Below are 11,875 nucleotides of genomic sequence, written 5' to 3' on the forward strand. Positions count from 1 at the left end.
ACTATTGTCCCAACTTGAGGCGAGCGGTCTCGCCACTGGTGAACGGCGCTACGTCCACAGGCTGGCCGTTGTAGGCCACTTGCGCGCCACGGGCAAAGCCCAGACGCAGCGTCAAAGGAGGCTTGCCGCCTTGGTCAAGCGTATCTCCCTTACGCTTCAAACCACTGAACAGCACTTTGCCGTTGCCATCGGTGACTTGCGTCCAGCAGTCAGCGACGAAGGTAATCTGGATATGGCCGTCACCGGCGATCAACGCAGGCGCAGCTGGCGGCGCAACGGCCGGCGCTGCCGGTGCAGCTGGCGCGGCGGTCGTTGGAGCCTGAGCGGCAACGGCTGGGGTATGGGCCTGGGCAGTTGGCGCGGCCGGAGCCGCCGGTGCGGCTGGAGTCGGCACGGCAGCAGTCGCCGCTGCAGTACCCGCTTCCGGCGCGGGCTGCTCGGCGGCGGCCGGCGCTTCTGGCGCGGCTTGCCCTTCGGCAACGGCCTGGTCTTCCGGCTCATCCAGCGGGTGAATCTGGGTGGTGCCGTCGGCGCTTTCGACTTCGACGTGCTCCATGGCGTTGCTGGTCAGGTCCTTGCTGCGCTGGGAGGCCTGGTCTTGCCACCAGACGAAACCGCCGCCGATCACGGCAATCAGCAGCAACAGGCTGACAATGCGCAAAATCGTGTGGGAAACCCGCACCGGTTCTTCGATGCGACCCAGGCCATGCACATTGCTGCCCTGAGAGTCGGTGCCGGTAAATTGGTCGAATTCCTGGACCAGCACGGTCTGGTCAATGCCCAGCAGCTTGGCATAGGCGCGGATATAGCCGCGGGCGAAGGTATGCCCAGGCAGCTTGTCGAACGCGCCGGCTTCCAGGTTGCCCAGGGAAGTCGTGGTCAAATTGAGCTTGAGGGCCACTTCTGCCAGCGACCAACCATTGCTTTCGCGGGCCTGACGCAAGGTCTCGCCTGGGTTTACGCGATTAGCTGCTACAACTTCCGGGTGCGCCGCTTTCATCATTGCTCCGACAGGTATTGCTGATATTCCGGCGTACCGGGATAGAGTCGTTCGAGTTGCTGGCCAAAACGTGCGGCTGTATCGCGTTCATCATGAACCGTCGCCAGCCGCACACCGAGCAATAGACTACGTGCATTTTGCCCGCTGAGCAGGCTAAAACGCTCGTAATAGTCACGTGCAGGCACATAATGCCTGTCTTCGTAAGACAACTCAGCCATTTCGAGCAACGCGCGTGGCTGACGACTGTTCAAATGCAGGGCTTTTTCCAGCTGCTGGCGCGCGCTGTCACGCTGGCCGAGGCGCATCGAGGTGACCCCAAGGTTCTCGAATACCCGCGACCGCTCCGGGTAAAGGGCGTCGGCGGAGGCTTGCTGGAAATAACGGGAAGCCTGGTCATAACGTTTCTGCTCGAACAGGAAGCTGCCGTAATTGTTCAGCAGCCGAGGGTCCGCAGGGCGCGAGGCCAAAGCCTTGTGGAAATATTGATCGGCTAAATCAGGCTCAGCCTGGGCCTGGAACACCAAAGCCAATGCGGCATTCGCGTCGGCATCATCGCTGTCCAGTTCGAGGGCCTTTTTCAACGGCACCTTGGCCTGCTCGCTCATGCCTTGCCGCAAATAACCCAAGCCCAGTTGCACATAGGCAACTCGCGCCTCGTCACGGCCTTTACCCGTCTGCAAAGGGCTGTCATGGCCCGATGAAACACAACCGGCCGCGAGGCCGGTAACTAGCAAAAGCAGCGCAAGGCGCAAGGGCATAGAGATCCTCTCTCAGATTCGATTCACAGCAATTTGCGGCAAATCTTCGGCGGCGTTAAGTTCGCGCACGGCGATATAACGTTCGCTACGGCGGGTGCGGTCCATCACCTGCCCTACCAATTGGCCACAGGCGGCGTCGATGTCTTCACCACGCGTGGTGCGTACGGTGACGTTGTAGCCGGCCTGGTGCAGTTGATCCTGGAAACGGCGGATAGCATTGTTGCTCGGCCGCTCGTAGCCAGAATGTGGAAACGGGTTAAACGGAATCAGGTTGATCTTGCACGGGGTGTTCTTGAGCAACTCGATCATCTCGACGGCGTGCTCAACCTTGTCGTTGATGTCCTTGAGCATGGTGTACTCAATGGTCAACACACGCTTCTCGCCCAGAGTCGCCATGTAACGCTGGCAAGATTCGAGCAGCATCTTAAGCGGATACTTCTTGTTGATCGGCACCAATTGATTACGCAATGCGTCATTGGGCGCGTGCAGCGACAACGCCAGGGAGACGTCGATGTGCTTGGCCAGCTCATCGATCATCGGCACTACGCCTGAGGTCGACAGGGTCACACGGCGCTTGGAAATGCCGTAGCCCAGGTCGTCCATCATCAGGTGCATGGCCGCAATCACGTTGTCGAAGTTCAGCAGCGGCTCACCCATGCCCATCATCACCACGTTGGTGATGGCACGGTCGACGGTTGCCGGGACGCTGCCAAAGGATTTGTTGGCAATCCACACCTGGCCGATGACTTCGGCGGCGGTGAGGTTGCTATTGAAGCCTTGCTTGCCGGTGGAGCAGAAACTGCAGTCCAGGGCACAGCCTGCCTGGGACGAAACGCACAAAGTGCCGCGCTTGCCCTGGGGAATGTAGACGGTCTCGACGCAGCTGCCGGACGCCACGCGCACCACCCACTTACGGGTGCCGTCGCTGGAGATGTCCTCGCTGACCACTTCGGGACCACGGACCTCAGCAATGGCCTTGAGCTTATCGCGCAAGGCCTTGCTGACGTTCGTCATGGCGTCGAAATCGTCGACACCAAAGTGGTGAATCCACTTCATTACCTGACCGGCACGGAAACGCTTCTCCCCGATTGAGTCGAAGAATTTCTCCATTTCCGGCTGAGTCAGACCCAGCAGGTTGGTTTTAACAGTCGATGTAGTCATGGATTCACCCTCACTCTTTAAGCCGATGCTTAGCGAGCGGTTACTTCAGTAGCAGCGAAAAAGTACGAGATTTCGCGAGCAGCAGCGGCTTCGGAGTCCGAACCGTGAACAGCGTTGGCGTCGATGGACTCAGCGAAGTCAGCACGGATGGTGCCGGCAGCTGCTTCTTTAGGGTTGGTAGCGCCCATCAGCTCACGGTTCAGAGCGATAGCGTTTTCGCCTTCCAGAACCTGAACAACAACAGGACCGGAGATCATGAAGGCAACCAGGTCGCCGAAGAAACCACGAGCGCTGTGCTCAGCGTAGAAGCCTTCAGCTTCAGCTTTGGACAGTTGCTTGAGTTTCGAAGCTACAACCTTCAGGCCGGCTTTTTCGAAACGAGTGGTGATCTCGCCGATGACGTTTTTTGCAACAGCGTCAGGCTTGATGATGGAGAAAGTACGTTGAACAGCCATGGTGTAACTCCAGAAACGGTAATTTACGAAAAATTAAACCCGCGAATTATACGCGGGTTATTGGGTATTGCCTAACTGCGTAATAAGGCGGCTCAGTCTGCTTCTTCGATCCACAGGCCTTGAATCGCCTCCAGAACCTTTTCGCCACCCCGGTCGGGGATGTCATCAAAGTCCGGCAGCTCCATCACCAGATTGCGCAGCTTGACGAAGTTGACCGTCAGAGGATTGACCTCAGGGTGGGCTTCAGCAAGTTGTATAGCGATTTCTTGTACATCAACCCATTTCAGGCTCATGACATTTCCTTGAATCAATGCGGTGCTTCAGCCGCATGGTTGAGGGAATATTTCGGAATTTCGACGGTGATGTCTTCGGTCCCAACCTTTGCCTGACAGCTTAGGCGAGAAGTCGCTTCAAGGCCCCACGCGCGGTCCAGAAAGTCTTCTTCCAGCTCATCCGCTTCTTCAAGCGAGTTGAAACCCTCGCGAATCACGCAGTGGCAGGTGGTGCAGGCGCAAACACCGCCGCAGGCACTCTCGATCTCGATGTGGTTGTCATGGGCAACTTCGAGGATGGACTTGCCGGTCTCAGCCTCCACGACCATACCGTCCGGGCAATGCTCGGCGTGTGGCAGAAAAATGACCTGCGGCATTAATTATTCCTCAATTTCATTCAGGTTGCGCCCGGCCAGTGCGGCTTTCACCGTCTGATCCATGCGGCGGGCGGCAAAGGCATCAGTCACTTGCGACAGGCGCTTGGTCTGCTGCTCGATGGCGTAACCATCGTTGCCTTTCATCAGTTCGGCCAGTTCCTGCATCTGCAGGTCGATGACCATGCGCTCTTCGGCGTCCAACAGGCGCGCGCCGTCGGTGTCGAGAGCGCCTTGTACGGCCTCAAGCAAGCGCTGCGCATCAACTTGCTGTTCACGCAGTACGCGGGCGACTTTATCGTCACCGGCGTACTGGAACGAATCCTTGAGCATTTTGGCGATCTCGCCGTCGGTCAGGCCGTAGGACGGCTTGACCTGGATGCTGGCTTCTACGCCCGAACCCAGTTCACGCGCAGCCACGCTGAGCAGACCATCGGCGTCAACCTGGAAGGTCACGCGAATTTTCGCTGCACCGGCCACCATCGCCGGAATGCCGCGCAATTCAAAGCGCGCCAGGGAACGGCAGTCGCTGATCAGCTCGCGCTCACCTTGCAGCACATGAATCATCATGGCCGTCTGGCCATCTTTATAGGTGGTGAAGTCCTGGGCGCGGGCAACGGGGATGGTGGTGTTGCGTGGAATCACCTTCTCCATCAGGCCGCCCATGGTTTCCAGCCCCAGGGACAACGGGATCACGTCGAGCAGCAGCAATTCGCCACCGTCGCGCTTGTTGCCGGCCAGGGTATCGGCCTGGATCGCAGCGCCGATGGCAACCACTTGATCCGGATCGATTTCGGTCAGCGGCTGGCGACCAAATGCTTCAGCAACGGCTTCGCGCACACGCGGCACACGAGTCGAACCGCCGACCATAACCACGGCAGCGACGTCTTCCAGCTCAACACCGGAATCACGTACCGCACGGCGACAGGCTTTAAGGCTGCGAGCGACCATTGGCTCGATCAGCGCGTCGAAGGCTTCGCGCGTCAGCTGGGCCGACCAGGAACCGTAGGAAACATCGACAGAACGGGCGTCAGTCAGCGCTTCTTTGGCCGCGCAGGCGGTTTGCAGCAAATGACGCTGCTCGCCCGGGTCAAGGTCGGCGGACAAACCGGCGCTGGTGATGATCCAGCCGGCAATGGCGTGATCGAAGTCATCGCCGCCCAGGGCGGTATCACCACCGGTGGCCAGCACTTCGAACACACCGCCGGTCAGGCGCAGGATCGAAATATCAAAGGTGCCGCCGCCCAGGTCGTAAATTGCAACCAGGCCTTCGGCGTGCTGATCCAGGCCATAGGCCACAGCGGCGGCCGTCGGCTCATTGAGCAGGCGAAGCACGTTCAGACCGGCGAGCTTCGCCGCGTCCTTGGTGGCTTGGCGCTGAGCGTCGTCAAAATACGCAGGCACGGTGATCACCGCGCCGACCAGTTCGCCGCCCAAGGTGGTTTCCGCGCGCTGGCGCAGCACCTTGAGGATATCGGCCGACACTTCCACCGGGCTTTTGGGGCCCTGGACGGTGTCGATGAATGGCATATGCGATTCGCCACCGACAAAGCGATACGGCAGCTGGTCGCCCAATTGCTTGACGTCGGACAGACCACGACCCATCAAGCGTTTGACCGACAGCACGGTGTTCAAAGGATCGGAGGACGCCGCCAGCTTGGCCGACTCACCGACTTCAATATGGTCAGCGTGATAGCGCACGGCCGACGGCAGGATAACCTGGCCATCGGCGTCGGGCAGCGGTTCGGACAGGCCGCTGCGCAAGGCGGCGACCAGGGAATTGGTGGTGCCCAGGTCAATCCCGACCGCCAGGCGACGCTGGTGCGGTTGAGGGCTTTGGCCGGGTTCGGCGATCTGCAGTAGGGCCATGGTAATCAGGTCTTATCTGTCTATCAGGCGTGCACGGGCAGCACTGGGTTAATCGTCGAGGCGCTCTTCTAGCTGGCGCACTTCGTAGGTGAGCTTGTCGAGGAACTGCATGCGCCGCATCAGGCGTTCGGCCTGTTCACGTTGCGCTGCATCATCCCAACAGGCTGCGAAGCTTTCGTTGAGCTCATCCTGGGCCACTTTCAGACGGCGCTTGAAGACTGCGACACCAGCCACATCGGCTTCGTCCTGCAAATCTTCGAGTTCTTCGCGCCACTGCATCTGCTGCATCAGGAAGTCCGGGTCGTGCACCGTGACTTCAATCGGCAACTCGCCACCATTCATCGCGAGCAGGTAACGCGCGCGTTTCGGAGGGCTTTTAAGCGTCTGATAGGCTTCATTGAGGCTGGCCGACTTCTCCAGCGCCAGGCGTTGCTCACGCTCGGAAGCGTCAGCGAAGCGGTCCGGATGCACGCCACGCGCCAATTCTCGGTAGCGCGTGGCAAGCTGCTCGAGGTCCAGCCGAAAGCTCGGCTGCAGCTCGAATAAAGCGAAATGACAAGGAGTACCCACAGATAGCCTCAGATGTTGAAGCTTTCGCCGCAGCCACATTCACCGCGCACGTTTGGGTTGTTGAACTTGAAGCCTTCGTTCAACCCTTCCTTGACGAAATCGAGCTCGGTGCCGTCCAGGTAGGTAAGGCTTTTAGGGTCGATGATCACTTTCTCGCCGTGACTTTCGAACACCTGATCCTCTTCGACCACCTCGTCGACAAACTCCAGCACGTAGGCGAGGCCGGAACAGCCCGTGGTGCGAACACCCAGACGAATCCCCTCACCTTTACCGCGCCCATTCAGGGAGCGGCGAATGTGCTGCGCAGCCGCTTCTGTCATGCTGATAGCCATCGTTGACTCCTTACTCGTCGCCAAATGCTTAGATCAAGCCTTTCTTCTGCTTGTAGTCGCGAACGGCCGCCTTGATGGCGTCTTCTGCGAGTACGGAGCAGTGAATTTTCACTGGCGGCAAGGCCAATTCTTCGGCCAGCTGGGTGTTGCTGATGGTGACAGCCTCATCCAGGGTCTTGCCTTTCATCCACTCGGTCGCGAGGGAGCTTGAGGCAATGGCGGAACCGCAGCCGTAAGTCTTGAACTTGGCGTCTTCGATAACGCCAGCGTCGTTGACCTTGATCTGCAGGCGCATAACGTCGCCGCACGCCGGAGCGCCGACCATGCCAGTGCCGACATCAGGGTCTTCCGCGTTCATCTTGCCGACGTTGCGCGGGTTTTCGTAGTGGTCGATGACCTTTTCGCTGTAAGCCATGGTACTGAATCCTCACTCATCAGGGCCGCTCTGGAACCCTGTAAAAACGCCTGCGTTTTCCGCCACGTTCCTACAGAGCTTGGGTGGCGGCTTCTATATTTAGTGTGCCGCCCACTCGATCTTGGAAATGTCGACACCGTCTTTGTACATGTCCCACAGCGGCGACAGAACGCGGAGCTTGTTGACGGCTTCGCAGACTTTCTGCGCGGCGTAGTCGACTTGCTCTTCGGTGGTGAAACGGCCGAACGTAAAGCGGATCGAGCTGTGTGCCAATTCGTCGTTGCGGCCCAGGGCGCGCAGCACGTACGAAGGCTCAAGCGAGGCCGAGGTGCAGGCCGAACCGGACGAAACCGCCAGGTCCTTGAGCGCCATGATCAGCGACTCGCCTTCGACGTAGTTGAAGCTCAAATTCAGGTTGTGCGGTACACGGGCGGTCATGCTGCCGTTGATGTACAGCTCTTCAAGGTTCTCGACCTGCTTGTAGAAGCGATCGCTCAACGCCTTGATGCGCACGTTTTCGGCAGCCATGTCTTCTTTGGCTACACGGAAGGCTTCACCCATGCCGACGATCTGGTGGGTCGCCAGGGTGCCGGAACGCATGCCGCGCTCGTGACCGCCGCCGTGCATGGTGGCTTCGATGCGCACGCGAGGCTTGCGGCTCACGTACAGCGCGCCGATGCCTTTAGGACCGTAGGTCTTGTGGGCGGAGAACGACATCAGGTCGACTTTCAGTTTCGACAGGTCAATGTCGACCTTGCCGGTGGACTGAGCCGCGTCGACATGCAGCAGGATGCCCTTGGAACGGGTCAGCTCGCCGATGGCCTCAATGTCGTTGATGGTGCCGATTTCGTTGTTCACGTGGATCACGGAAACCAGGATGGTGTCTTCACGCAGCGCGGCTTCGATCATGGCCGGGGTGACGATGCCGTCGGTGGTTGGCTCGAGGTAGGTGACCTCAAAACCTTCACGCTCCAGTTGGCGCATGGTGTCGAGGACAGCCTTGTGCTCAATCTTGGTGGTGATCAGGTGTTTGCCTTTGGTCGCGTAGAAATGCGCCGCGCCCTTGATTGCCAGGTTGTCGGACTCGGTAGCACCGGAGGTCCAGACGATTTCGCGTGGGTCGGCGCCCACCAGGTCAGCAACCTGGCGACGAGCATTCTCGACCGCTTCTTCGGCTTTCCAGCCGAACACGTGGGAACGGGAGGCCGGGTTGCCGAAGTTTCCGTCAACCAGCAGGCATTCGCTCATCTTTTGCGCGACACGCGGATCAACCGGGGTGGTCGCTGAGTAATCAAGGTAAATCGGCAATTTCATGGACTTTCTCCTAAATCAGGCTGGCTGGCGTGCCGTTAGCTCTGCGGCTGTCACTCGACGGCGGACGCTTCGATCTTGTCCAGACGCGGCGCCTTGGTGTTGCAACGGCGCTGGTCCTGACGCTGGGCTACTTCTTGCACCTCACGGCGAGTCACAAGATCAGCCAAGCTGATACCACTCAAAAACTCATGGATCTGCAGGCTCAAGTCACACCACAAGTGGTGCGTCAGGCAGGTGTCGCCGGCGTGGCAATCACCCAAACCCTGGCATTTGGTGGCATCGACGGATTCGTTGACCGCGTCAATCACCTGGGCTACTTGAATGCCCTGCATGTCGCGGGACAGTTGGTAGCCACCACCCGGCCCACGCACGCTGGAAACCAAGTTGCTACGGCGCAATTTGGCAAACAGCTGTTCGAGGTAGGACAGGGAAATGCCTTGGCGCTCGGAGATATCGGCCAGGGACACCGGCCCAGTTTGCGCGTGCAAGGCCAGGTCAAGCATGGCGGTTACCGCGTATCGGCCTTTTGTAGTCAGTCTCATGGACAAGTACCAAGGTGTTTCAGAATGGGAGCAAGTATGCGATTCCCGAGTATTTAAGTCAACTATAAGACCTAGTACTTTAGTCAGGATTACCCGTAAAAAGGGCGCGCGAATCATAGCAGGATGGGGTGGGATCGAACAGCGGGAACAGGGCCCAAGCCTTATCTCAAGACCAGTGGAGATCAAATGTGGGAGCTGGCTTGCCCTCGAAAGCGGTGGATCAGCAATGAGAGGGTGGCTGGCAGACCGCTATCGCAGGCAAGCCAGCTCCCACAGGGGACCGCGCTCACCCAGCCTTGGTTGTGGCGTGTTCGCTCTTGATCTCAGCGAAGTCTTCTTCGCGCAGCGAAGGCAGATCTTTCGCACAATAGCTGCTGCCCAGCTCCTTCAACGCGCCGCACATGCCGTCCAGCTTGCCGTCGACTGCCTGCAAGTGGTCAAGCAATTGCCCAATGGCACGCGCCACGGGGTCAGGCATGTCTTCGCTGACGCCGTAAGCATCGAAGCCGATCTTCTCAGCCATGGCCTTGCGCTTGGCTTCCTGCTCGTCGCCGACTTCCGGCTTGACGATGATCCGCCCAGGAATGCCCACAACGGTGGCGCCAGGCGGCACGGCCTTGGTCACCACAGCATTGGAACCTACTTTGGCACCGGCACCCACCGTAAAGGGACCGAGCACCTTGGCGCCCGCCCCTACCACCACGCCATCACCCAAAGTCGGGTGGCGCTTGCCTTTATTCCAGGTGGTGCCGCCCAGCGTCACGCCTTGATACAGGGTCACGTCATCACCGATTTCGGCGGTCTCGCCAATCACGATGCCCATGCCATGGTCGATAAAGAAGCGACGCCCCACCTTGGCACCCGGGTGAATCTCGATGCCGGTCAACCAGCGGCCGAAGTTCGACACCACGCGCGCCAGCCATTTCCAGCCCATGCCCCACAACGCGCCGGACAGGCGGTGAATCCAGATCGCGTGCATGCCCGGGTAGCAGGTCAGCACTTCAAAGGCGTTGCGCGCCGCCGGGTCACGGTGGAAAACACTCTGGATATCTTCTCGCAAACGCTCGAACATTTTTAATCCTTCCGCTTAAGCAGCTCGCCACGGGCCGCTTTCTGGGTTTCCGTGAGGATGCCACGCAATATATTCATCTCTGCTCGACTGACCGAGCTGCGCCCGTACAAGCGACGCAGGCGCGCCATCAAGTGCCGTGGTTTTTCCGGATCGAGGAATTCGATGGCCACCAGGGTTTGCTCCAGGTGCTCATAGAATCGCTCCAGCTCATCCATCGTGGCCAGTTCGCCACTCTTGGTCGATGCGACTTCATCCTTTTCTACCTTGCTCGGCTGACCTTCAGCGGCCAGCCAGGCCATGCGCACTTCATAACTCAATACCTGCACCGCCGCCCCGAGGTTCAGCGAACTGAATTCAGGGTCTGATGGAATGTGCACGTGGTAATGACATCGCTGCAGCTCTTCATTGGTGAGGCCGGAGTCTTCACGGCCGAATACCAAGGCGATTTCTGCGCCGCCGGCAGCTTCTTCCACTACTTTGGTGCCGCACTCGCGCGGATCCAGCAGCGGCCAGGGGATGCGGCGGTCGCGGGCGCTGGTGCCGAGCACCAGGTTGCAGCCGACCAAGGCGTCTTCCAGCGTGGCGACGATCTGGGCTTTTTCGAGGATGTCATTGGCGCCGGATGCACGGGCATCGGCCTCGTGGTGCGGGAACACGCGCGGCTCGACCAGCACCAGGCGCGTCAGCCCCATGTTTTTCATGGCTCGCGCCACCCCGCCGATGTTGCCGGGATGACTGGTATTGACCAAAACGACACGAATGTTTTGCAGCAAGGGAGGCGCTCTCGGACACGGGAAAGGGGAGCAAATCTTACAGAACAGCCTAAGGTTATGCCATGAAAGCTAACGTCGTCCTTCACCTGAAGAAAGTTTCTGCTAGAATGCCCGGCTTTCTTTAACAACCTTAGGTGACACATCCATGCAGCCCATGCTGAATATCGCGCTGCGCGCCGCCCGCAGCGCCAGTGAATTGATCTTCCGCTCCATCGAGCGCCTGGATACCATCAAGGTCGACGAAAAAGACGCCAAGGATTATGTGTCCGAGGTGGATCGCGCCGCCGAACAGAAAATCATCGACGCTCTGCGCAAGGCCTACCCTACCCACGGCATCCTCGGCGAAGAAACCGGTTTGCACAAAGGCAGCGGCGAAGGCGAAGACTACCTGTGGATCATCGACCCACTGGATGGCACCACCAACTTCCTGCGCGGCATTCCACACTTTGCCGTGAGCATTGCCTGCAAATACCGCGGCCGCCTGGAACACGCAGTGGTTCTGGACCCGGTTCGCCAGGAAGAATTCACCGCCAGCCGCGGCCGTGGCGCCCAGTTGAATGGTCGCCGTCTGCGTGTCAGCGGTCGCACCAGCCTGGACGGCGCCCTGCTGGGCACGGGCTTCCCGTTCCGTGACGACCAGATGGACAACCTGGAAAACTACCTGGGCATGTTCCGCGCCCTGGTTGGCCAGACCGCCGGTATCCGTCGCGCTGGCGCAGCCAGCCTGGACCTGGCCTATGTAGCTGCCGGTCGTTTTGATGCGTTCTGGGAGTCGGGCCTGTCCGAGTGGGACATGGCCGCGGGCGCCCTGCTGATTCAAGAAGCTGGCGGTTTGGTGAGCGACTTCACTGGCGGCCACGACTTCCTTGAGAAAGGCCACGTCGTTGCCGGTAACACCAAGTGCTTCAAGGCAGTACTGACGGCGATCCAGCCGCACCTGCCGGCTTCGCTGAAGCGCTAAGCGAGCG

15 protein-coding genes are annotated in these 11,875 nt (G+C 59.4%); 1 reads left to right on the top strand and 14 read right to left on the bottom strand.

The features are described 5' to 3' along the window. Position 1 precedes the first annotated feature (1 nt). The 14 genes from C4J83_RS24960 to trmJ form a co-directional block, all read right to left on the bottom strand. The gene (locus C4J83_RS24960; protein WP_124418416.1) at positions 2 to 1,000 is read right to left on the bottom strand and encodes a RodZ domain-containing protein; all 999 of its coding nucleotides are present in this window, start codon (positions 998 to 1,000) and stop codon (positions 2 to 4) included. Beyond that, positions 1,000 to 1,758 carry a type IV pilus biogenesis/stability protein PilW gene (gene pilW / locus C4J83_RS24965; protein WP_124418417.1) on the bottom strand — a complete coding sequence of 253 codons (759 nt, stop codon included), beginning with the start codon at positions 1,756 to 1,758 and terminating at the stop codon, positions 1,000 to 1,002. The genes C4J83_RS24960 and pilW overlap by 1 nt, the downstream gene beginning before the upstream one ends. Before the next feature lie 12 nt (positions 1,759 to 1,770). After that, complete coding sequence (rlmN, locus tag C4J83_RS24970) at positions 1,771 to 2,919, bottom strand: dual-specificity RNA methyltransferase RlmN (RefSeq protein ID WP_005791178.1); 1,149 nt, start codon at positions 2,917 to 2,919, stop codon at positions 1,771 to 1,773. A 29-nt stretch (positions 2,920 to 2,948) separates the two neighbouring features. After that, the gene (gene ndk, locus C4J83_RS24975; protein ID WP_003175956.1) at positions 2,949 to 3,374 is read right to left on the bottom strand and encodes a nucleoside-diphosphate kinase; all 426 of its coding nucleotides are present in this window, start codon (positions 3,372 to 3,374) and stop codon (positions 2,949 to 2,951) included. A 92-nt stretch (positions 3,375 to 3,466) separates the two neighbouring features. Further along, positions 3,467 to 3,667 (bottom strand): Fe-S cluster assembly protein IscX, encoded by a 201-nt coding sequence (gene iscX, locus C4J83_RS24980; RefSeq protein WP_003238461.1) that lies wholly within the window; start codon positions 3,665 to 3,667, stop codon positions 3,467 to 3,469. A 14-nt stretch (positions 3,668 to 3,681) separates the two neighbouring features. Next, positions 3,682 to 4,023: an ISC system 2Fe-2S type ferredoxin gene (fdx, locus tag C4J83_RS24985; protein WP_015885743.1), complete on the bottom strand. Its 342-nt coding sequence runs from the start codon at positions 4,021 to 4,023 to the stop codon at positions 3,682 to 3,684. A gap of 3 nt (positions 4,024 to 4,026) precedes the next feature. After that, a complete protein-coding gene (gene hscA, locus C4J83_RS24990) occupies positions 4,027 to 5,889 on the bottom strand; it encodes a Fe-S protein assembly chaperone HscA (protein ID WP_124418418.1) in 1,863 nt (620 codons plus the stop codon). Positions 5,890 to 5,937: 48 nt separating this feature from the next. Beyond that, a complete protein-coding gene (gene hscB / locus C4J83_RS24995; protein ID WP_106578269.1) occupies positions 5,938 to 6,459 on the bottom strand; it encodes a co-chaperone HscB in 522 nt (173 codons plus the stop codon). Between the two features lie 8 nt (positions 6,460 to 6,467). Next, positions 6,468 to 6,791: an iron-sulfur cluster assembly protein IscA gene (iscA, locus tag C4J83_RS25000; RefSeq protein ID WP_003209680.1), complete on the bottom strand. Its 324-nt coding sequence runs from the start codon at positions 6,789 to 6,791 to the stop codon at positions 6,468 to 6,470. A gap of 28 nt (positions 6,792 to 6,819) precedes the next feature. Next, positions 6,820 to 7,206, bottom strand: coding sequence for a Fe-S cluster assembly scaffold IscU (iscU, locus tag C4J83_RS25005; protein WP_003175965.1), 387 nt, complete (start codon positions 7,204 to 7,206; stop codon positions 6,820 to 6,822). Positions 7,207 to 7,305: 99 nt separating this feature from the next. Next, the gene (locus C4J83_RS25010) at positions 7,306 to 8,520 is read right to left on the bottom strand and encodes an IscS subfamily cysteine desulfurase (protein WP_057723964.1); all 1,215 of its coding nucleotides are present in this window, start codon (positions 8,518 to 8,520) and stop codon (positions 7,306 to 7,308) included. 50 nt (positions 8,521 to 8,570) lie between these two features. Then, a complete protein-coding gene (gene iscR, locus C4J83_RS25015) occupies positions 8,571 to 9,062 on the bottom strand; it encodes a Fe-S cluster assembly transcriptional regulator IscR (RefSeq protein ID WP_003194020.1) in 492 nt (163 codons plus the stop codon). 286 nt (positions 9,063 to 9,348) lie between these two features. Continuing rightward, on the bottom strand, positions 9,349 to 10,134 hold the full coding sequence (cysE, locus tag C4J83_RS25020) for a serine O-acetyltransferase (RefSeq protein ID WP_106578268.1): 786 nt from the start codon (positions 10,132 to 10,134) through the stop codon (positions 9,349 to 9,351). A 2-nt stretch (positions 10,135 to 10,136) separates the two neighbouring features. Further along, the gene (gene trmJ / locus C4J83_RS25025) at positions 10,137 to 10,907 is read right to left on the bottom strand and encodes a tRNA (cytosine(32)/uridine(32)-2'-O)-methyltransferase TrmJ (RefSeq protein ID WP_124418419.1); all 771 of its coding nucleotides are present in this window, start codon (positions 10,905 to 10,907) and stop codon (positions 10,137 to 10,139) included. Between the two features lie 145 nt (positions 10,908 to 11,052). Between trmJ and suhB the strand changes: the two genes are divergently transcribed. Continuing rightward, positions 11,053 to 11,868 carry a type III secretion system regulator SuhB gene (gene suhB, locus C4J83_RS25030; protein WP_003175971.1) on the top strand — a complete coding sequence of 272 codons (816 nt, stop codon included), beginning with the start codon at positions 11,053 to 11,055 and terminating at the stop codon, positions 11,866 to 11,868. The last annotated feature ends 7 nt before the right edge of the window (positions 11,869 to 11,875 follow it).

The organism is Pseudomonas sp. LBUM920 (assembly GCF_003852315.1).
Classification (GTDB): Bacteria; Pseudomonadota; Gammaproteobacteria; order Pseudomonadales; family Pseudomonadaceae; genus Aquipseudomonas.